This is a genomic window from Pantoea dispersa, from assembly GCF_019890955.1.
In the GTDB taxonomy this organism is placed as follows: domain Bacteria; phylum Pseudomonadota; class Gammaproteobacteria; order Enterobacterales; family Enterobacteriaceae; genus Pantoea; species Pantoea dispersa.
On the sequence record NZ_CP082346.1, the window covers coordinates 306,812 to 324,401 of the forward strand.

The following is a 17,590-nucleotide window of genomic DNA, read 5'->3' on the forward strand; positions in this document are numbered from 1 at the left end:
ATTCGATAATGTTTGTTGCGTCGAGCATGGTAGCGGAATTCCGCCGCGGTGACGACGCTTTGGAGGGGAACGATGTCGCAGCCGCCCAAAATATTGCTGCTTTACGCCCATCCGGAATCACAGGATTCGATTGCTAATCGGGTTTTGCTGCAGTCGGCTATGGAACTGGACCACGTCACGGTGCACGATTTATACGCCCACTATCCGGATTTCTTTATTGATATTCATTACGAGCAGCAACTGCTGCGCGACCATCAAATCGTGGTGTTTCAGCATCCACTTTATACCTATAGCTGTCCGGCACTGCTGAAAGAGTGGCTGGATCGCGTGCTGTCGCGCGGCTTTGCCAGTGGCCAGGACGGTAATGCGCTGGAAGGCAAATACTGGCGCAGCGTGGTGACCACCGGTGAGCCGGAGACGGCGTATCACCACAGCGGCCTCAATCGCTACCCGATGAGCGACATTATGCGACCGTTTGAGCTGACGGCGCAGATGTGTCGCATGCACTGGCTGACGCCGATGGTGATTTACTGGGCGCGTCGTCAGACACCCGAGGTGCTGCGCAACTTTGCGCGCGCCTATGGCGACTGGCTGGCGTCACCGCTGCCGAACGGAGGAGTGTGATGCAAGGCGAAACGTTACTCACCGCCGGCGTGATTTATCTGGTGGCGGCGGTGCTGGTGGTGCCGATTGCCGCCCGGCTCGGCATTGGTGCGGTGCTGGGCTATCTGCTGGCCGGTATCGCCATTGGCCCGTGGGGGCTGGGCTTCATCAGCGATGTGGACGAGATTCTGCACTTCTCGGAGCTTGGCGTGGTGTTCCTGATGTTCATCATCGGGCTGGAGCTGAACCCGGCCAAGCTGTGGGCGTTGCGGCGCTCTATTTTTGGCGTCGGTGCCGCGCAGGTGCTGGTATCGGCAGCGATTCTCGGCGTGCTGCTGTGGCTGACCGACTTCAGCTGGCAGGCCGCGGTGATTGGCGGTATCGGCCTGGCGATGTCCTCGACCGCCATGGCGCTGCAGCTGATGCGCGACAAAGGCATGAACCGTAGCGAAGCGGGCCAGCTGGGCTTCTCGGTGCTGCTGTTCCAGGACCTGGCGGTGATTCCGGCGCTGGCGCTGGTGCCGCTGCTGGCCGGCAGCGACAGTGGCCACGTCGACTGGCTCAAGGTGGGCATGAAGGTGCTGGCATTCGCCGGCATGCTGGTGGGCGGACGCTATCTGCTGCGGCCGATTTTCCGTTTCATCGCCGCGTCCGGTGTGCGGGAAGTGTTTACCGCCGCCTCGCTGCTGCTGGTGCTCGGTTCGGCGCTGTTTATGGATGCGCTGGGCCTGTCGATGGCGCTGGGCACGTTCATCGCCGGTATTCTGCTGGCAGAGAGTGAGTATCGCCACGAACTGGAAGTCGCTATTGAGCCGTTTAAAGGGCTGCTGCTCGGGCTGTTCTTTATTTCAGTAGGCATGGCGCTCAACCTCGGCGTGCTTTATACCCACATCCTCGAAATTCTGATCGGCGTGGTACTGCTGGTGGCGGTGAAAACGCTGGTGCTCTACGTGCTGGCGCGCATTTATGGCCTGCGCAGTTCGGAGCGTCTGCAGTTTGCCGGCGTGCTGAGTCAGGGCGGTGAATTCGCCTTCGTGCTGTTTTCGGCGGCGTCGTCGGCAAAACTGTTCAGCGGCGATCAGCTGCCGCTGCTGCTGGTCACGGTGACGCTGTCGATGATGACCACGCCGCTGCTGATGCAGGGCGTGGATAAGATTCTGGCGCGCCGCTTCAACGAACCGGAAGAGGACGGCGAAAAGCCGTTTGTCGAGGACGATCAGCCCCAGGTGATTGTGGTGGGCTTTGGCCGTTTTGGTCAGGTGGTCGGGCGTTTGCTGATGGCCAACAACAAGCGCATCACCGTGCTGGAGCGCGATATCTCGGCGGTCAGCCTGATGCGCAAATATGGCTACAAGGTTTACTATGGCGATGCCACCGAGCTCGAGCTGCTGCGTGCCGCCGGGGCGGAGAATGCGCAGTCGATTGTCATCACCTGTAACGATCCGGAAGATTCGATGACCATCGTGCACTTGTGCCAGCAGCACTTCCCGCAGCTGGAGATTCTGGCGCGGGCGCGCGGTCGTGTCGAGGCGCATGAGCTGCTGCAGGCGGGCGTCACGCTGTTCTCGCGTGAAACCTTCTCCAGCGCGCTGGAGTTAGGCCGCAAAGCGCTGATATCGCTGGGCATGCATCCGCATCAGGCGCAGCGCGCGCAGCAGCACTTCCGCCGGCTGGATATGCGCATGCTGCGTGAACTGGTGCCGAGCCACGACGACAGCGTGCAGGTTTCACGCGTGCGTGAGGCGCGACGCGAGCTGGAGGACATTTTCCAGCGTGAAATGCAGCATGAAAAACGGCAGTTTGACGGCTGGGATGATGAGTAAGGCTACACTTAACGTATCCGTTCTGATAACGGGCAGGAAAGACTATGCGTAAACGTTTTATTGCCGGTGCGGTCTGTCCGCACTGTCAGGAGAAAGACACGCTGGCGATGTGGCGTGAAAATAATGTCGATGTGGTGGAGTGCGTGAAGTGCGGCCACCAGATGCGTGAGGCGGACAAGCAGGCGCGCGATCAGGTTCGCAGCACTGAGCAAGTGATTGGCATTTTTCATCCGGAGTAGCGCGATGGCGCAGCTTTTTTTAAGCTTAGCCTTACAGCGGTATTGAATTCCGCTACAATCGGCGCCATTAACGCTGAGCAGTATGGTCCAACAGCACTGTTGGCATCCTCAGTACTGAACCTTTCTGGTTGGTTATTGCACGCGAGAATAGACCAATGAGACGGGATTCTTTGTTCTCAACGGTTAGGAGATATCATGAAAGTAGCAAAAGACCTGGTGGTGAGCCTGGCGTATCAGGTTCGTACCGAAGACGGTGTGTTGGTTGACGAGTCACCGGTGAGTGCGCCGTTGGATTATCTGCACGGTCATGGTTCCCTGATTTCTGGTCTGGAAAAAGCGCTGGAAAATCACGCGGTCGGCGACAAGTTTGACGTGCATATCCCGGCAAACGACGCGTACGGCCAGTACGATGACAACCTGGTGCAGCGTGTACCGAAAGACGTGTTCATGGGCGTTGACGAGCTGCAGGTTGGCATGCGCTTCCTGGCAGAAACCGACCAGGGCCCGGTGCCGGTCGAGATCACCGAAGTGGAAGATGAGCACGTGGTGGTTGACGGTAACCACATGCTGGCGGGTCAGAACCTGAACTTCAATGTAGAAGTGGTTGCTATCCGTGAAGCCACGGAAGAAGAGATCGCTCACGGCCACGTTCATGGCGCTGACGGCCATCATCACGATCATGACCACGACCATGGTCACGATCATGAGCACGGTCACGGCGGCTGCGGCGGCCACGGTGGTTGTGGCTGCAACCACTAAGCGTAAAAAGGCCACCTGCGGGTGGCCTTTTTATTGGGCAGCAAAGCACGCGATGTTAATAGTGCGGCGGCGGGGTCTCTTCCGCTTGCGAAGCGACCATGGACGGGGCGGCGGCCTTCACTTTATCCACCAGCAGACGCACCTGCTCACGCAGTTTACTCATTTCCAGCTCGTGCTGAACCACCGTCTGATTGAGCTGCTCAATGGTATGTTCCTGGAAAGCCAGCTTGCTCTCCAGCGCCTCAAGGCGTTGATCCCATTCTGGTTGTTGCATCATCACTCCTCCTGTCACGGTGCTGCGCGTTGATCTTGTCGGGCGTGATTCTACGGTCTTTCGTGTCAGAATCACCTGATATTTCACCTTCGGTCTGGCGTATGCATTGAATTCCCGCGTTGCGCCTATATCTCTGATGAAACTTCCTGAAGCAAAAAAGGTCGGAGGTTGACCGGGTAATTACACTGTGGGAGTGTTCGCCACTGCCACGTAAAGTTATAGTGTGGGCCACTGTCCGCAATGATTCCCGAGGTTTTGAAGCTTCGGTTTTGGAGAAAGGATGAAATCACTGTTTAAAGTCACATTGTTAGCTACCACCATGGCCGTCGCGCTGAATGCACCGCTGGCAATGGCAGCAGAAACCACTGCGGCACCGGCTGACGCAGCGCAGGCTGCGCCACAGGCGCCGAAAAATGCTGCCTTCAAAAACGAAGACCAGCAGTCAGCCTATGCGCTGGGCGCCTCCCTGGGTCGCTACATGGACAACTCTCTGAAGGAGCAGGAGAAACTGGGTATCAAACTGGACAAAGACCAGCTGATTGCCGGTGTTCAGGATGCGTTTGGCGGCAAGAGCAAGCTGTCTGACGAAGAGATTGAGCAGACGCTGCAGGCGTTTGAAGGCCGCGTGAAAGGGGCCGCTCAGGCGAAGATGGAAAAAGACGCGAAAGAGAATGCCGACAAAGGCACCGCTTACGCGGACAAGTTCGCCAAAGAGAAGGGCGTGAAGAAAACCGAATCTGGCCTGCTGTATCAGGTAGAGAAAGAGGGCAGCGGTGAGACCCCGAAAGACAGCGATACCGTAGTGGTTAACTACAAAGGTACGCTGATTGACGGCACCGAGTTCGACAACTCTTACACGCGCGGCGAGCCGCTGTCGTTCCGTCTGGACGGCGTAATCCCGGGCTGGACCGAAGGTCTGAAGCACGTGAAGAAAGGCGGTAAGATCAAGCTGGTGATCCCACCGAACCTGGCTTACGGCAAAAACGGCGTACCGGGTATTCCGGCCAACTCAACGCTGGTGTTCGATGTTGAGCTGCTCGACATCAAGCCAGCGCCGAAAGCCGATGAGAAAGCGCAGGCTCCGGCCGCTGCTGACAAGAAAGCGCAGTAAGCTGACTTGCACCGCCGCCTTCGGGCGGCGGTTTTGTTTTCGCTCATCCTGAATTTGCGGCGCGATGAGTAAAGCTCTGGCTAAAAACGGCGACATTTGCCAGACTAGCGCCTGCACAATGATCATAAGATGAGTCTGCCCCAATGCTGTCGAGACAGGCTCCAGCCATTTAGGGTAATGTCTTCGATGTCTAATCCATTCAATCCCGGCGAACTGACTGACTTCGATTTACTGGAGCAGCGTCCGTTCGAACAAGCAGACTACGATATTCTTAAATCCTACGAAGCGGTGGTCGACGGTCTGGCGATGCTGATTGGCTCGCACTGCGAAATCGTGCTGCACTCGCTGGAAGATCTTAAATGCTCCGCCGTGCGTATCGCCAACGGCGAACATACCGGCCGCAAAGTGGGTTCCCCGATTACCGATCTGGCGCTGCGCATGCTGCATGATATGCACGGCGCGGAGAGCAATGTGTCGCGCGCCTACTTCACGCGAGCCAAAAGCGGTGTACTGATGAAGTCGGTAACCATTGCGATTCGTAACCGGCAGCAGCGGGTGATTGGCCTGCTGTGCATCAATATGAACCTGGACGTACCGTTTTCGCAGATTATGTCGACTTTCATGCCGCCGGAAACGCAGCAGGTGGATTCCAACGTCAACTTTGCCAGCTCGGTAGAGGATCTGGTCACCCAGACGCTGGAGTTCACTATTGAAGAGGTGAGCGCCGACCGCAACGTGTCGAATAACGCCAAGAATCGCCAGATCGTCCTCAATCTGTACGAGAAGGGCATTTTCGATATTAAGGACGCCATTAATCAGGTGGCCGATCGCCTCAATATTTCTAAGCACACCGTGTATCTGTATATCCGCCAGTTTAAGAGTGGCGATCTGCAGGGGCAGGATCGCTAATGCGCTACACGCTGCTGGTAACCGGGCCGGCTTACGGCACACAGCACGCCAGCAGCGCGCTGCTGTTTGCCCGTGCGCTGCTGGCACAGGGACATCAGCTGGAAAGCGTGTTCTTTTACCGCGAAGGCGTGCTGAATGCTAACCAGCTCAGCGCGCCGGCCAGCGATGAAGTGGACATGGTGCGCGCCTGGCAGCAGCTGCGCGACGACAGTGGCGCGGCACTGAATATCTGTGTGGCAGCCGCGTTGCGGCGCGGCGTGACCGATGCGCAGGAGGCAGCGCGCCTGCAGCTGGCGGGCAGCAATCTGCAGCCCGGATTTACCCTTAGCGGCCTGGGCGCGCTGGCGGAAGCCGCGCTGAGCTGCGATCGCCTGGTGCAGTTCTGATGAACCGCGTGGCGTTTCTTTTTACGCAGGCTCCGCACGGCAGCAGTGCTGGCCGGGAAGGGCTGGATGCCGTGCTGGCGACCGGCGCGCTGAGCGAGGATATCGGCCTGTTCTTTATTGGCGACGGCGTGCTGCAGCTCAACCGCGATCAGCAGCCGGCGCAGATTCTGGCGCGTGACTATATTGCGACCTTTGGCGTGCTGGCGTTATACGACATTGATCGCTGCTATATCTGTCAGGCGTCACTGCTGGCACGTGGCCAGAGTCTCACGGCAGCGCGCGTGCTGGATGCGCAGCTGCTGGAACCTGCCGCGCTGCGCCAGACGCTGGCAACTTATGACCGTATCCTCCGTTTCTGAGAACTGACCATGCTCTACACCCTGCTGCACTCTCCCTGGCAATGCGATTTCGATAGCCTGCTGCTGCTGTTGCAGGAGGGCGATGACGTGCTGCTGTTACAGGATGGTGTGACGGCCGCGCTGGCAGGCAGTCAGAAGCTGCAGCAGCTGCTGGCGTCGCCCGCCACGCTGTGGGTATTAGAAGAAGACGTGATGGCGCGCGGGCTGACTGCGCAAATTTCGACCAATGTGTCGCGTCTGAACTATACTGGTTTCGTTACGCTGACGACGAAGCACCCACAACAAGTGGCCTGGTGAAGGGTAAAACCTGGTTATTTCTTGACACCCTATGGGCACAGCCCTAAAATTCTGCCTCCTCGTAGTAATACGAGGCGATTTATTACGTGTTTACGAAGCAAAAGCTAAATCCAGGAGCTATTTAATGGCAACAGTTAACCAGCTGGTTCGCAAACCACGCGTTCGTCAGGTTGCTAAAAGCAACGTGCCGGCGCTGGAAGCTTGCCCGCAAAAACGTGGTGTTTGTACTCGTGTTTACACCACTACCCCGAAAAAACCAAACTCCGCACTGCGTAAAGTCTGCCGTGTGCGTTTGACTAACGGTTTTGAAGTCACCTCCTACATCGGCGGTGAAGGTCATAACCTGCAGGAGCACTCCGTGATCCTGATCCGTGGCGGTCGTGTAAAAGACCTGCCAGGTGTGCGTTACCACACCGTTCGTGGCGCGCTGGACTGCTCAGGTGTTAAAGACCGTAAGCAGGCTCGCTCCAAGTACGGCGTGAAGAAGCCAAAGGCTTAATGGTTCTCCGTTAAGTAAGGCCAAACGTTTTAACTTTAATGTCAAAATAAACTCGTAGAGTTTTGGACAATCCTGAATTAACAACGGAGTATTTCCATGCCACGTCGTCGCGTCATTGGTCAGCGTAAAATTCTGCCGGATCCTAAGTTCGGATCAGAGCTGCTGGCTAAATTTGTAAATATCCTGATGGTAGATGGTAAAAAATCTACTGCTGAATCAATCGTCTATACCGCACTTGATACCCTGGCTCAACGTGCTGGTAAAGATGGTCTGGAAGCTTTCGAAGTTGCACTCGAAAACGTACGTCCGACTGTCGAAGTTAAGTCACGTCGCGTTGGTGGTTCAACCTACCAGGTTCCAGTTGAAGTCCGTCCGGTTCGTCGTAATGCCCTGGCAATGCGTTGGATCGTAGAAGCTGCTCGTAAACGCGGTGATAAATCGATGGCTCTCCGCCTGGCGAACGAACTTTCTGACGCTGCAGAAAACAAAGGTACTGCAGTGAAGAAACGTGAAGACGTTCACCGTATGGCTGAAGCCAACAAGGCGTTCGCACACTACCGCTGGTAATCGCCACGTAGTTGTTGTTAAACCAGCGGGCGCTCATTCAGCCAACCCGCTGGGGTCGACTTACATTGAACGTCCGAGAATCAGAGGAATCAAATGGCTCGTACAACACCCATTGCGCGCTACCGTAACATCGGTATCAGCGCACACATTGACGCCGGTAAAACCACTACCACCGAGCGTATCCTGTTCTACACCGGTGTTAACCACAAAATCGGTGAAGTGCACGATGGCGCTGCAACCATGGACTGGATGGCGCAGGAGCAGGAGCGTGGTATTACCATCACCTCTGCAGCGACCACTGCGTTCTGGTCAGGTATGGCGAAGCAGTTTGAGCCGCACCGCATCAACATCATCGACACCCCGGGACACGTTGACTTCACCATCGAAGTAGAACGTTCTATGCGTGTGCTCGACGGCGCAGTAATGGTTTACTGTGCAGTAGGTGGCGTGCAGCCGCAGTCTGAAACCGTATGGCGTCAGGCAAACAAATATAAAGTTCCACGTATCGCGTTCGTTAACAAAATGGACCGTATGGGTGCGAACTTCCTGAAAGTTGTTGGTCAGATCGAATCACGTCTGGGCGCAACTCCGGTTCCACTGCAGCTGGCTATCGGCGCAGAAGAGAACTTCACCGGTGTTGTTGACCTGATCAAGATGAAAGAGATCAACTGGAACGACGCCGATCAGGGTACTACCTTCGTTTACGAAGATATCCGTGCTGAGTTGCAGGAACTGGCTGAAGAGTGGCGTGGCAAGCTGATTGAAGCAGCTGCTGAAGCTTCTGAAGAGCTGATGGAGAAATTCTTTAGCGGTGAAGAACTGTCTGAAGAAGAGATCAAATCTGCTCTGCGTAAGCGCGTACTGAACAACGAGATCATCCTCGTGACCTGTGGTTCTGCATTTAAGAACAAAGGTGTTCAGGCGATGCTGGATGCAGTCGTTGAATATCTGCCAGCACCAACTGACGTTCCGGCGATCAACGGTATCCTGGACGACGGTAAAGATACCCCGGCTGAGCGTCATGCAACTGACGACGAGCCGTTCTCTGCGCTGGCGTTCAAAATTGCCAACGACCCGTTCGTAGGTAACCTGACCTTCTTCCGCGTTTACTCGGGTGTGGTTAACTCGGGCGATACCGTACTGAACTCCGTGAAATCTGCACGTGAGCGTTTCGGTCGTATCGTTCAGATGCACGCCAACAAACGTGAAGAGATCAGCGAAGTTCGCGCAGGCGACATCGCTGCAGCAATCGGTCTGAAAGACGTGATCACCGGTGATACCCTGTGTGATCCATCTAACCCGATCATTCTGGAGCGTATGGAATTCCCTGAGCCGGTAATTTCTATCGCCGTTGAGCCGAAAACCAAAGCTGACCAGGAAAAAATGGGTCTTGCTCTGGGTCGTCTGGCGAAAGAAGACCCGTCATTCCGCGTATGGACTGACGAAGAGTCTAACCAGACCATCATCGCTGGTATGGGTGAGCTGCACCTCGACATCATCGTTGACCGCATGAAGCGTGAATTCAACGTTGAAGCGAACGTTGGTAAACCTCAGGTTGCTTACCGCGAAGCGATTCGCTCTAAAGTTACCGATATCGAAGGTAAACACGCCAAGCAGTCTGGTGGTCGTGGTCAGTACGGTCATGTTGTTATCGACATGTACCCACTGGAGCCGGGTTCGAATCCGAAAGGCTACGAATTTGTCAACGATATCAAAGGTGGTGTGATTCCTGGTGAATACATCCCTGCGGTTGATAAAGGTATCCAGGAGCAGCTGAAGTCTGGTCCACTGGCCGGTTACCCGGTAGTTGATCTGGGCGTGCGCCTGCACTTCGGTTCTTACCATGACGTTGACTCCTCTGAGCTGGCGTTTAAACTGGCCGCTTCTATCGCCTTCAAAGATGGCTTTAAGAAAGCACAGCCGGTTCTGCTTGAGCCAATCATGAAGGTTGAAGTAGAAACCCCAGAAGAGAACACCGGTGACGTTATCGGTGACCTGAGCCGCCGTCGTGGTATGCTGAAAGGTCAGGAATCTAACGCGACTGGCGTTCAGATTCACGCTGAAGTTCCGCTGTCTGAAATGTTCGGATACGCGACTCAGTTGCGTTCTCTGACCAAAGGCCGTGCTTCTTACTCCATGGAGTTCCTGAAGTACGATGATGCGCCGAACAACGTCGCTCAGGCCGTTATTGAAGCTCGTAGCAAATAAGGCTACGGTTTAAAAATTGTGAACTGATGCCTTCATCACTGATGAAGGCATAACGTAAGGATTATCGCCATGGCGAAAGAGCAATTTCAACGTAACAAACTGCACGTAAACGTGGGCACCATCGGTCACGTTGACCACGGTAAAACCACTCTGACTGCAGCCATCACCACCGTTCTGGCTAAAACCTACGGCGGCCAGGCGCGTGCATTCGATCAGATCGATAACGCGCCAGAAGAGAAGGCTCGTGGTATCACCATCAACACCTCTCACGTTGAATATGAAACCCCGACCCGTCACTACGCACACGTTGACTGCCCAGGCCACGCCGACTATGTGAAAAACATGATCACCGGTGCTGCGCAGATGGACGGCGCGATCCTGGTTGTTGCTGCGACTGATGGCCCAATGCCACAGACCCGTGAGCACATCCTGCTGGGTCGTCAGGTTGGCGTTCCTTACATCATCGTGTTCCTGAACAAGTGCGACATGGTTGATGACGAAGAGCTGCTGGAACTGGTTGAGATGGAAGTGCGTGACCTGCTGTCTGCTTACGACTTCCCTGGCGACGATACCCCAATCGTACGCGGTTCTGCGCTGAAAGCGCTGGAAGGCGAAGCTGAGTGGGAAGCGAAAATCGTTGAGCTGGCTGAGCACCTGGATAGCTACATCCCCGATCCAGTCCGTGCTATCGACCTGCCGTTCCTGCTGCCAATCGAAGACGTATTCTCAATCTCTGGCCGTGGTACCGTTGTTACCGGTCGTGTTGAGCGCGGCATCGTGAAAGTGGGCGACGAAGTAGAAATCGTTGGTATCAAAGCGACTGCCAAGTCTACCTGTACCGGTGTTGAAATGTTCCGCAAACTGCTGGACCAGGGTCAGGCAGGCGAGAACTGTGGTGTTCTGCTGCGCGGTATCAAGCGTGAAGAGATCCAGCGTGGTCAGGTTCTGGCTAAGCCAGGCACCATCAAGCCACACACCAAGTTCGTATCAGAAGTGTACGTACTGTCTAAAGACGAAGGCGGCCGTCATACTCCGTTCTTCAAAGGCTACCGTCCACAGTTCTACTTCCGTACTACTGATGTGACCGGCAACATCGAACTGCCAGAAGGCGTTGAGATGGTAATGCCAGGCGACAACATCAAAATGACCGTTGAGCTGATCCACCCAATCGCGATGGACCAGGGTCTGCGTTTCGCAATCCGCGAAGGCGGCCGTACCGTTGGCGCGGGCGTTGTTGCTGAAGTTCTCGCTTAATTGCGTTAATAACGGTGGTAACTCCGGTTGCCACCGCAGCATGAAAAAGAGCACTTCGGTGCTCTTTTTTTTGCTTTGCATTGACCGGCACGCCTAATCCCACACAAAAGCTACGTTGAAATAAAAACCATTCTCATTTACACTTTGATCAGAAATTGTACTGGAGTGGGCTGTAAATGTACGTCTGTCTGTGTAATGCCGTAAGCGACCGAACCCTGCGTGAGGTTGTCCGCCGTTATCAACCCAAATCGATTCAGCAACTGCGCCAGCTGGTGCCTATCGGCAAGCAGTGCGGCAAGTGTATTCGCGTGGCGCGCGAGATTATGGATGATGAAATGCAAAACGTGCCGCTTTACAAAGAGATAGCGTAACTGCGCATCCGCTTCGCCTGAATAACCCCAAAAACTGTCGCGTTTTTTTGACTTCTTTTTATCCGCATCTACGCTCTATTTATCTGCAAGCGGAGGAAGCAAAATGAAGGGCGACGGCAAAATCATTACTCACCTCAATAAATTGCTGGGAAATGAACTGGTTGCAATCAACCAGTACTTTCTACATGCGCGCATGTTCAAAAACTGGGGCCTGATACGCCTCAACGATGTCGAATACCATGAATCCATTGATGAAATGAAACATGCGGATAAGTACATCGAACGCATTTTGTTTCTCGAAGGCATTCCTAATCTGCAGGATCTCGGCCGGCTGCGCATTGGTGAAGACGTACCGGAAATGCTGCAATCGGACCTGACGCTCGAACTGGAAGGGGCGAAAGACTTACGCGAGGCGATTGCGTACGCCGATAAAGTTCATGATTACGTCAGCCGCGACATGATGATCGAGATTCTGGCGGATGAAGAGCACCATATCGACTGGCTGGAAACTGAGCTCGACCTGATTCAGAAATTGGGTCTGCAAAACTATCTGCAGGCCCAGCTGAAAGAAGAGGGCGATAAGTAGCGTTTGCTATGCCGTCCCACCTGTTGATTGCAGCCCGCCCCGTGCGGGCTTTTTTACCGGCGCGCGCATTTGCGGTTAAAACGCAGCATGGGTTGCTTCCTGAACAGATTTGCGTATAATGCGCGGGCCTGCCGATATTGGTGTGGCGCGATTCGAGCAGAATCGCAGGCGATAGCGATTAGTGTATCGCCTGACAATACTCCCGATTGGGGAGTTATATGCTGAACGATTACACTCCCCCATCAATCGTAATGGGTGCGGGTAGTAATTTTTTTCGTTTATAAAATGTTTGGAGCCTTGGTCTCATGTCGAACCAAAGAATCCGTATCCGTCTTAAAGCGTTTGATCATCGCCTGATCGATCAATCAACCGCGGAAATCGTCGAGACTGCCAAGCGCACTGGTGCGCAGGTACGTGGTCCGATCCCGCTGCCGACTCGCAAAGAGCGCTTCACCGTTCTGATCTCTCCGCACGTTAACAAAGATGCGCGTGATCAGTACGAAATCCGCACTCACAAGCGTCTGGTAGACATCGTTGAGCCAACTGAAAAAACCGTTGATGCTCTGATGCGTCTGGATCTGGCTGCCGGTGTTGACGTGCAGATCAGCCTGGGTTAATCAGGTCATCGAGCGATTGAGAGGTTGATACAATGATTGGTTTAGTCGGTAAAAAAGTGGGCATGACGCGCATCTTCACTGAAGAAGGCGTTTCAATCCCAGTAACCGTAATCGAAGTTGAAGCAAACCGCGTTACCCAGGTCAAAGGTCTGGAAAACGATGGTTACCAGGCGATCCAGGTTACCACCGGTGCGAAAAAAGCAAACCGTGTTGGTAAGCCGGAAGCAGGTCATTTTGCTAAAGCTGGCGTTGAAGCTGGCCGTGGTCTGTGGGAATTCCGCACCGAAGGTGAAGAATACTCTGTTGGCCAGAGCATCAGTGTTGAAATTTTCGCTGACGTTAAAAAAGTAGACGTTACCGGTACCTCTAAAGGTAAAGGTTTCGCAGGTACCGTTAAGCGCTGGAACTTCCGTACCCAGGACGCTACACACGGTAACTCCTTGTCTCACCGCGTTCCGGGTTCTATCGGTCAGAACCAGACTCCGGGCAAAGTGTTCAAAGGCAAGAAAATGGCTGGTCAGCTGGGTAATGAGCGCGTAACCGTTCAGAGCCTGGAAGTAGTACGTGTTGACGCTGAGCGCAACCTGCTGCTGGTCAAAGGTGCTGTCCCGGGTGCAACCGGCAGCGACCTGATTGTTAAACCAGCTGTGAAGGCGTAAGGGGATAGCAATGGAATTAGTACTGAAAGACGCGCAGAGCGCGCTGACTGTTTCCGAAACTACCTTCGGTCGTGATTTCAACGAAGCGCTGGTTCACCAGGTTGTTGTTGCTTACGCTGCAGGTGCTCGTCAGGGTACTCGCGCGCAGAAAACTCGTGCTGAAGTAACTGGTTCAGGCAAAAAGCCATGGCGTCAGAAAGGCACCGGCCGTGCGCGTTCAGGTTCTATCAAGAGCCCGATCTGGCGTTCAGGTGGCGTGACCTTCGCTGCGCGTCCACAGGACCACAGTCAAAAAGTTAACAAAAAGATGTACCGCGGCGCGCTGAAAAGCATCCTGTCCGAGCTGGTACGTCAGGACCGTCTGATCGTTGTCGAGTCGTTCTCTGTTGAAGCGCCTAAAACTAAGCTGCTGGTACAGAAACTGAAAGACATGGCGCTGGAAGACGTGCTGATCATCACCGGTGAACTGGATGAGAATCTGTTCCTGGCTGCGCGTAACCTGTACAAGGTTGACGTGCGTGATGCAGCGGGTATCGACCCAGTTAGCCTGATCGCCTTCGACAAAGTCGTTATGACTGCAGAAGCAGTTAAGCAAGTTGAGGAGATGCTGGCATGATCCGTGAAGAACGTCTGCTGAAAGTACTGCGCGCGCCGCACGTATCTGAAAAAGCATCAACCGCGATGGAAAAAACCAATACCATCGTTCTCAAAGTTGCCAAAGACGCGACCAAAGCAGAGATCGTTGCTGCTGTTGAGAAACTGTTCGAAGTAGAAGTGAAAGACGTAAACACCCTGGTTGTTAAGGGTAAAGTTAAGCGTCACGGACAGCGTATCGGTCGTCGTAGCGACTGGAAAAAAGCTTACGTCACCCTGAAAGAAGGCCAGAACCTGGACTTCGTCGGCGGCGCTGAGTAAGTCGGAGGAGAAAGACAATGGCAGTTGTTAAATGTAAACCGACATCTCCGGGTCGTCGTCACGTTGTTAAAGTGGTGAACCCTGAGCTGCACAAAGGCAAGCCTTTTGCCGCGCTGGTTGAAAAAAACAGCAAATCCGGTGGTCGTAACAACAATGGTCGTATCACTACCCGTCATATCGGTGGTGGTCACAAGCAGGCTTACCGTATTGTTGACTTCAAACGCAACAAAGATGGTATCCCGGCAGTTGTTGAGCGTCTTGAGTACGATCCGAACCGTTCTGCGAACATCGCACTGGTTCTGTACAAAGATGGCGAGCGCCGTTACATCCTGGCCCCTAAAGGCCTGAAAGCTGGCGACCAGATTCAGTCTGGCGTTGATGCTGCGATCAAAGCAGGTAACACCCTGCCGATGCGTAACATCCCGGTTGGTTCAACCGTGCATAACGTAGAAATGAAACCAGGTAAAGGCGGTCAGATTGCCCGTTCTGCTGGTGCTTACGTGCAGATCGTTGCGCGTGAAGGTTCCTACGTTACCCTGCGTCTGCGTTCAGGCGAAATGCGTAAAGTCGAAGCTGACTGCCGCGCAACCCTGGGCGAAGTCGGTAACGCTGAGCACATGCTGCGCGTTCTGGGTAAAGCCGGTGCAACCCGTTGGCGTGGTGTTCGTCCTACCGTTCGCGGTACTGCGATGAACCCAGTCGATCACCCGCACGGTGGTGGTGAAGGTCGTAACTTTGGTAAGCACCCGGTAACTCCGTGGGGCGTTCAGACCAAAGGTAAGAAGACCCGTAGCAACAAGCGTACTGATAAATTTATCGTACGTCGCCGTAGCAAATAATTTTAGAGGATAAGCCATGCCACGTTCTCTCAAGAAAGGTCCTTTTATTGACCTGCACTTGCTGAAGAAGGTAGAGAAAGCGGTGGAAAGCGGTGACAAGAAGCCCCTGCGCACTTGGTCCCGTCGTTCAACGATCTTCCCTAACATGATCGGTTTGACCATCGCTGTCCATAATGGTCGTCAGCACGTTCCTGTCTTTGTTTCCGACGAAATGGTCGGCCACAAGCTGGGTGAATTTGCACCGACACGTACTTATCGCGGCCACGCTGCTGATAAGAAAGCCAAGAAGAAATAAGTAGGAGGAAGAGATGGAAACTATTGCTCAACATCGCCATGCTCGTTCTTCTGCTCAGAAGGTTCGCCTTGTTGCTGACCTGATTCGCGGTAAGAAAGTGTCGCAGGCTCTGGATATTCTGACTTACACCAACAAGAAAGCGGCTGTACTGGTTAAGAAAGTCCTGGAATCTGCCATTGCTAACGCCGAACACAACGATGGCGCTGATATCGACGATCTGAAAGTTGCGAAAATTTTCGTAGATGAAGGCCCTAGCATGAAGCGCATTATGCCGCGTGCTAAAGGTCGTGCAGATCGCATCCTGAAGCGCACCAGCCACATTACTGTGGTTGTGTCCGATCGCTGAGACTCTGGAGACTAGCAATGGGTCAGAAAGTACATCCTAATGGTATTCGCCTGGGTATTGTAAAACCATGGAACTCTACCTGGTTTGCGAACACCAAAGAATTCGCTGACAACCTGGACAGCGACTTTAAAGTACGTCAGTTCCTGAACAAAGAACTGGCAAAAGCGTCTGTATCTCGCATCGTTATCGAGCGTCCGGCTAAGAGCATCCGTGTGACCATTCACACCGCTCGCCCGGGTATCGTTATCGGTAAAAAAGGTGAAGACGTTGAAAAACTGCGCACGGTCGTAGCGAACATCGCTGGCGTTCCTGCACAGATCAATATCGCCGAAGTCCGTAAACCGGAACTGGACGCAAAACTGGTTGCTGACAGCATCACTTCACAGCTGGAGCGTCGTGTGATGTTCCGTCGTGCGATGAAGCGTGCTGTACAGAACGCAATGCGTCTGGGCGCTAAAGGTATCAAAGTTGAAGTTAGCGGCCGTCTGGGCGGTGCTGAGATCGCACGTACCGAATGGTACCGTGAAGGTCGTGTACCGCTGCACACTCTGCGTGCTGACATTGACTACAACACCTCTGAAGCGCACACCACTTATGGTGTAATCGGCGTTAAGGTATGGATCTTCAAAGGTGAGATCCTGGGTGGTATGGCTGCTGTTGAACAACCGGAACCGGCTGCTCAACCTAAAAAGCAGCAGCGTAAAGGCCGTAAGTAAGGAGAGTCGCTGATGTTACAACCAAAGCGTACGAAATTCCGTAAAGTGCACAAAGGCCGTAACCGCGGTCTGGCGCAGGGTACGGATGTTAGCTTCGGTACTTTCGGTCTGAAAGCTGTTGGCCGTGGTCGTCTGACTGCTCGTCAGATCGAAGCAGCACGTCGTGCTATGACCCGTGCAGTTAAGCGTCAAGGTAAGATTTGGATCCGTGTATTCCCGGACAAACCAATCACCGAGAAGCCGCTGGAAGTGCGTATGGGTAAAGGTAAGGGTAACGTGGAGTATTGGGTTGCCCTGATCCAGCCTGGTAAAGTCCTGTATGAAATGGACGGTGTACCGGAAGAGCTGGCCCGTGAAGCATTCAAGCTGGCAGCAGCAAAACTGCCTATCAAAACCACCTTTGTAACTAAGACGGTGATGTAATGAAAGCAACTGAGCTGCGTGAAAAAAGCGTTGAAGAGCTGAACACTGAGCTGCTTAACCTCCTGCGCGAGCAGTTTAACCTGCGCATGCAGGCAGCATCTGGCCAGCTGCAGCAGACCCATCTGCTGAAGCAAGTTCGCCGTGATGTTGCACGCGTTAAGACTTTACTGACTGAGAAGGCGGCGTAATGACCGATAAAATCCGTACTCTGCAGGGTCGTGTTGTTAGTGACAAAATGCAGAAATCTGCTGTTGTTGCTATCGAGCGTTTCGTGAAGCACCCGATCTACGGTAAATTCATTAAGCGTACGACTAAGCTGCACATCCATGACGAGAACAACGAGTGTGGAATTGGTGACGTGGTTGAAATCCGCGAAACCCGTCCACTGTCCAAGACTAAGTCTTGGACTCTGGTTCGCGTTGTAGAGAAAGCGATTCTGTAATAGAATCCGCTTCCTCTAAAAACAAAATGAACGGCTCTATGGAGCCGTTCATTTTTTCTACCCATCTGCGAGAACCGGTGTTATAATGCCGCG

Annotated in this window: 27 protein-coding genes; 26 read left to right on the plus strand and 1 reads right to left on the minus strand. The window is 53.9% G+C overall.

The window, feature by feature from the left end; translation table 11 throughout:
• The first annotated feature begins 72 nt into the window (after positions 1-72).
• From kefG to slyD, 4 genes are all read left to right on the plus strand, one after another.
• Positions 73-624 (plus strand): glutathione-regulated potassium-efflux system ancillary protein KefG, encoded by a 552-nt coding sequence (gene kefG, locus K7H94_RS01370; protein WP_021507451.1) that lies wholly within the window; start codon positions 73-75, stop codon positions 622-624.
• On the plus strand, positions 624-2,426 hold the full coding sequence (kefB, locus tag K7H94_RS01375; protein WP_021507452.1) for a glutathione-regulated potassium-efflux system protein KefB: 1,803 nt from the start codon (positions 624-626) through the stop codon (positions 2,424-2,426). The genes kefG and kefB overlap by 1 nt, the downstream gene beginning before the upstream one ends.
• Positions 2,427-2,470: 44 nt before the next feature.
• Complete coding sequence (locus K7H94_RS01380) at positions 2,471-2,665, plus strand: YheV family putative zinc ribbon protein (protein WP_021507453.1); 195 nt, start codon at positions 2,471-2,473, stop codon at positions 2,663-2,665.
• A 195-nt stretch (positions 2,666-2,860) separates the two neighbouring features.
• Complete coding sequence (gene slyD, locus K7H94_RS01385; protein WP_021507454.1) at positions 2,861-3,424, plus strand: peptidylprolyl isomerase; 564 nt, start codon at positions 2,861-2,863, stop codon at positions 3,422-3,424.
• A gap of 55 nt (positions 3,425-3,479) precedes the next feature.
• On the opposite strand, the gene K7H94_RS01390 is transcribed toward slyD, so the two are convergent.
• Positions 3,480-3,698, minus strand: a complete 219-nt coding sequence (locus K7H94_RS01390) for a SlyX family protein (protein WP_010616434.1) — start codon at positions 3,696-3,698, stop codon at positions 3,480-3,482.
• A gap of 280 nt (positions 3,699-3,978) precedes the next feature.
• Here K7H94_RS01390 and fkpA point away from each other — a divergent pair, with 280 nt between their 5' ends.
• The 22 genes from fkpA (at position 3,979) to rpsQ (ending at position 17,497) form a co-directional block, all read left to right on the plus strand.
• Positions 3,979-4,809, plus strand: a complete 831-nt coding sequence (fkpA, locus tag K7H94_RS01395; protein ID WP_021507456.1) for an FKBP-type peptidyl-prolyl cis-trans isomerase — start codon at positions 3,979-3,981, stop codon at positions 4,807-4,809.
• Positions 4,810-4,995: 186 nt separating this feature from the next.
• Positions 4,996-5,718 (plus strand): helix-turn-helix transcriptional regulator, encoded by a 723-nt coding sequence (locus tag K7H94_RS01400; RefSeq protein ID WP_021507457.1) that lies wholly within the window; start codon positions 4,996-4,998, stop codon positions 5,716-5,718.
• Positions 5,718-6,104: a sulfurtransferase complex subunit TusD gene (gene tusD, locus K7H94_RS01405; protein WP_021507458.1), complete on the plus strand. Its 387-nt coding sequence runs from the start codon at positions 5,718-5,720 to the stop codon at positions 6,102-6,104. Before K7H94_RS01400 ends, tusD begins: the two co-directional genes overlap by 1 nt.
• Positions 6,104-6,463 carry a sulfurtransferase complex subunit TusC gene (gene tusC / locus K7H94_RS01410; RefSeq protein ID WP_021507459.1) on the plus strand — a complete coding sequence of 120 codons (360 nt, stop codon included), beginning with the start codon at positions 6,104-6,106 and terminating at the stop codon, positions 6,461-6,463. The genes tusD and tusC overlap by 1 nt, the downstream gene beginning before the upstream one ends.
• A 9-nt stretch (positions 6,464-6,472) precedes the next feature.
• Positions 6,473-6,760: a sulfurtransferase complex subunit TusB gene (gene tusB / locus K7H94_RS01415; RefSeq protein WP_021507460.1), complete on the plus strand. Its 288-nt coding sequence runs from the start codon at positions 6,473-6,475 to the stop codon at positions 6,758-6,760.
• 124 nt (positions 6,761-6,884) lie between these two features.
• Positions 6,885-7,259, plus strand: coding sequence for a 30S ribosomal protein S12 (gene rpsL, locus K7H94_RS01420; RefSeq protein WP_010616440.1), 375 nt, complete (start codon positions 6,885-6,887; stop codon positions 7,257-7,259).
• A gap of 96 nt (positions 7,260-7,355) precedes the next feature.
• Positions 7,356-7,826: a 30S ribosomal protein S7 gene (gene rpsG, locus K7H94_RS01425; protein ID WP_007886246.1), complete on the plus strand. Its 471-nt coding sequence runs from the start codon at positions 7,356-7,358 to the stop codon at positions 7,824-7,826.
• 93 nt (positions 7,827-7,919) lie between these two features.
• Positions 7,920-10,034, plus strand: a complete 2,115-nt coding sequence (gene fusA, locus K7H94_RS01430; RefSeq protein WP_021507461.1) for an elongation factor G — start codon at positions 7,920-7,922, stop codon at positions 10,032-10,034.
• Positions 10,035-10,103: 69 nt separating this feature from the next.
• Positions 10,104-11,288, plus strand: a complete 1,185-nt coding sequence (gene tuf, locus K7H94_RS01435) for an elongation factor Tu (protein ID WP_222951547.1) — start codon at positions 10,104-10,106, stop codon at positions 11,286-11,288.
• A gap of 176 nt (positions 11,289-11,464) precedes the next feature.
• Entirely contained in the window at positions 11,465-11,659 is a 195-nt protein-coding gene (gene bfd / locus K7H94_RS01440) for a bacterioferritin-associated ferredoxin (protein ID WP_021508212.1), read from the plus strand.
• Positions 11,660-11,762: 103 nt separating this feature from the next.
• The gene (bfr, locus tag K7H94_RS01445) at positions 11,763-12,245 is read left to right on the plus strand and encodes a bacterioferritin (protein WP_021508213.1); all 483 of its coding nucleotides are present in this window, start codon (positions 11,763-11,765) and stop codon (positions 12,243-12,245) included.
• A gap of 305 nt (positions 12,246-12,550) precedes the next feature.
• Positions 12,551-12,862 (plus strand): 30S ribosomal protein S10, encoded by a 312-nt coding sequence (rpsJ, locus tag K7H94_RS01450; protein WP_006120582.1) that lies wholly within the window; start codon positions 12,551-12,553, stop codon positions 12,860-12,862.
• Between the two features lie 32 nt (positions 12,863-12,894).
• Positions 12,895-13,521 (plus strand): 50S ribosomal protein L3, encoded by a 627-nt coding sequence (gene rplC, locus K7H94_RS01455; protein WP_021508214.1) that lies wholly within the window; start codon positions 12,895-12,897, stop codon positions 13,519-13,521.
• Positions 13,522-13,531: 10 nt separating this feature from the next.
• Positions 13,532-14,137 carry a 50S ribosomal protein L4 gene (gene rplD, locus K7H94_RS01460; RefSeq protein ID WP_021508215.1) on the plus strand — a complete coding sequence of 202 codons (606 nt, stop codon included), beginning with the start codon at positions 13,532-13,534 and terminating at the stop codon, positions 14,135-14,137.
• The gene (gene rplW / locus K7H94_RS01465) at positions 14,134-14,436 is read left to right on the plus strand and encodes a 50S ribosomal protein L23 (RefSeq protein WP_010618574.1); all 303 of its coding nucleotides are present in this window, start codon (positions 14,134-14,136) and stop codon (positions 14,434-14,436) included. The genes rplD and rplW overlap by 4 nt, the downstream gene beginning before the upstream one ends.
• Positions 14,437-14,453: 17 nt before the next feature.
• Positions 14,454-15,275: a 50S ribosomal protein L2 gene (gene rplB, locus K7H94_RS01470; protein ID WP_010618573.1), complete on the plus strand. Its 822-nt coding sequence runs from the start codon at positions 14,454-14,456 to the stop codon at positions 15,273-15,275.
• A 16-nt stretch (positions 15,276-15,291) separates the two neighbouring features.
• On the plus strand, positions 15,292-15,570 hold the full coding sequence (gene rpsS, locus K7H94_RS01475) for a 30S ribosomal protein S19 (protein ID WP_001138115.1): 279 nt from the start codon (positions 15,292-15,294) through the stop codon (positions 15,568-15,570).
• A gap of 13 nt (positions 15,571-15,583) precedes the next feature.
• Positions 15,584-15,916 carry a 50S ribosomal protein L22 gene (gene rplV, locus K7H94_RS01480; RefSeq protein WP_007891659.1) on the plus strand — a complete coding sequence of 111 codons (333 nt, stop codon included), beginning with the start codon at positions 15,584-15,586 and terminating at the stop codon, positions 15,914-15,916.
• Positions 15,917-15,933: 17 nt separating this feature from the next.
• Positions 15,934-16,632, plus strand: a complete 699-nt coding sequence (gene rpsC, locus K7H94_RS01485; RefSeq protein WP_021508216.1) for a 30S ribosomal protein S3 — start codon at positions 15,934-15,936, stop codon at positions 16,630-16,632.
• Positions 16,633-16,644: 12 nt separating this feature from the next.
• Positions 16,645-17,055, plus strand: a complete 411-nt coding sequence (rplP, locus tag K7H94_RS01490; protein WP_002438716.1) for a 50S ribosomal protein L16 — start codon at positions 16,645-16,647, stop codon at positions 17,053-17,055.
• Positions 17,055-17,243 (plus strand): 50S ribosomal protein L29, encoded by a 189-nt coding sequence (rpmC, locus tag K7H94_RS01495; protein WP_021508217.1) that lies wholly within the window; start codon positions 17,055-17,057, stop codon positions 17,241-17,243. The genes rplP and rpmC overlap by 1 nt, the downstream gene beginning before the upstream one ends.
• Complete coding sequence (gene rpsQ / locus K7H94_RS01500; protein WP_010618568.1) at positions 17,243-17,497, plus strand: 30S ribosomal protein S17; 255 nt, start codon at positions 17,243-17,245, stop codon at positions 17,495-17,497. Before rpmC ends, rpsQ begins: the two co-directional genes overlap by 1 nt.
• Positions 17,498-17,590: the final 93 nt, after the last annotated feature.

Coding starts and splice junctions, on each gene's coding strand:
- tusB (WP_021507460.1), top strand. CDS start 6,473: ATGCTCTACACCCTGCTGCACTCTCCCTGGCAATGCGATTTCGATAGC.
- bfr (WP_021508213.1), top strand. CDS start 11,763: ATGAAGGGCGACGGCAAAATCATTACTCACCTCAATAAATTGCTGGGA.
- fkpA (WP_021507456.1), top strand. CDS start 3,979: ATGAAATCACTGTTTAAAGTCACATTGTTAGCTACCACCATGGCCGTC.
- rplD (WP_021508215.1), top strand. CDS start 13,532: ATGGAATTAGTACTGAAAGACGCGCAGAGCGCGCTGACTGTTTCCGAA.
- rpmC (WP_021508217.1), top strand. CDS start 17,055: ATGAAAGCAACTGAGCTGCGTGAAAAAAGCGTTGAAGAGCTGAACACT.
- rpsS (WP_001138115.1), top strand. CDS start 15,292: ATGCCACGTTCTCTCAAGAAAGGTCCTTTTATTGACCTGCACTTGCTG.
- rpsG (WP_007886246.1), top strand. CDS start 7,356: ATGCCACGTCGTCGCGTCATTGGTCAGCGTAAAATTCTGCCGGATCCT.
- bfd (WP_021508212.1), top strand. CDS start 11,465: ATGTACGTCTGTCTGTGTAATGCCGTAAGCGACCGAACCCTGCGTGAG.
- rplC (WP_021508214.1), top strand. CDS start 12,895: ATGATTGGTTTAGTCGGTAAAAAAGTGGGCATGACGCGCATCTTCACT.
- kefG (WP_021507451.1), top strand. CDS start 73: ATGTCGCAGCCGCCCAAAATATTGCTGCTTTACGCCCATCCGGAATCA.
- tuf (WP_222951547.1), top strand. CDS start 10,104: ATGGCGAAAGAGCAATTTCAACGTAACAAACTGCACGTAAACGTGGGC.
- kefB (WP_021507452.1), top strand. CDS start 624: ATGCAAGGCGAAACGTTACTCACCGCCGGCGTGATTTATCTGGTGGCG.
- tusC (WP_021507459.1), top strand. CDS start 6,104: ATGAACCGCGTGGCGTTTCTTTTTACGCAGGCTCCGCACGGCAGCAGT.
- rpsQ (WP_010618568.1), top strand. CDS start 17,243: ATGACCGATAAAATCCGTACTCTGCAGGGTCGTGTTGTTAGTGACAAA.
- rplP (WP_002438716.1), top strand. CDS start 16,645: ATGTTACAACCAAAGCGTACGAAATTCCGTAAAGTGCACAAAGGCCGT.
- rplW (WP_010618574.1), top strand. CDS start 14,134: ATGATCCGTGAAGAACGTCTGCTGAAAGTACTGCGCGCGCCGCACGTA.
- rpsJ (WP_006120582.1), top strand. CDS start 12,551: ATGTCGAACCAAAGAATCCGTATCCGTCTTAAAGCGTTTGATCATCGC.
- fusA (WP_021507461.1), top strand. CDS start 7,920: ATGGCTCGTACAACACCCATTGCGCGCTACCGTAACATCGGTATCAGC.
- tusD (WP_021507458.1), top strand. CDS start 5,718: ATGCGCTACACGCTGCTGGTAACCGGGCCGGCTTACGGCACACAGCAC.
- K7H94_RS01390 (WP_010616434.1), bottom strand. CDS start 3,698: ATGCAACAACCAGAATGGGATCAACGCCTTGAGGCGCTGGAGAGCAAG.
- K7H94_RS01400 (WP_021507457.1), top strand. CDS start 4,996: ATGTCTAATCCATTCAATCCCGGCGAACTGACTGACTTCGATTTACTG.
- rplB (WP_010618573.1), top strand. CDS start 14,454: ATGGCAGTTGTTAAATGTAAACCGACATCTCCGGGTCGTCGTCACGTT.
- slyD (WP_021507454.1), top strand. CDS start 2,861: ATGAAAGTAGCAAAAGACCTGGTGGTGAGCCTGGCGTATCAGGTTCGT.
- rpsL (WP_010616440.1), top strand. CDS start 6,885: ATGGCAACAGTTAACCAGCTGGTTCGCAAACCACGCGTTCGTCAGGTT.
- rpsC (WP_021508216.1), top strand. CDS start 15,934: ATGGGTCAGAAAGTACATCCTAATGGTATTCGCCTGGGTATTGTAAAA.
- rplV (WP_007891659.1), top strand. CDS start 15,584: ATGGAAACTATTGCTCAACATCGCCATGCTCGTTCTTCTGCTCAGAAG.
- K7H94_RS01380 (WP_021507453.1), top strand. CDS start 2,471: ATGCGTAAACGTTTTATTGCCGGTGCGGTCTGTCCGCACTGTCAGGAG.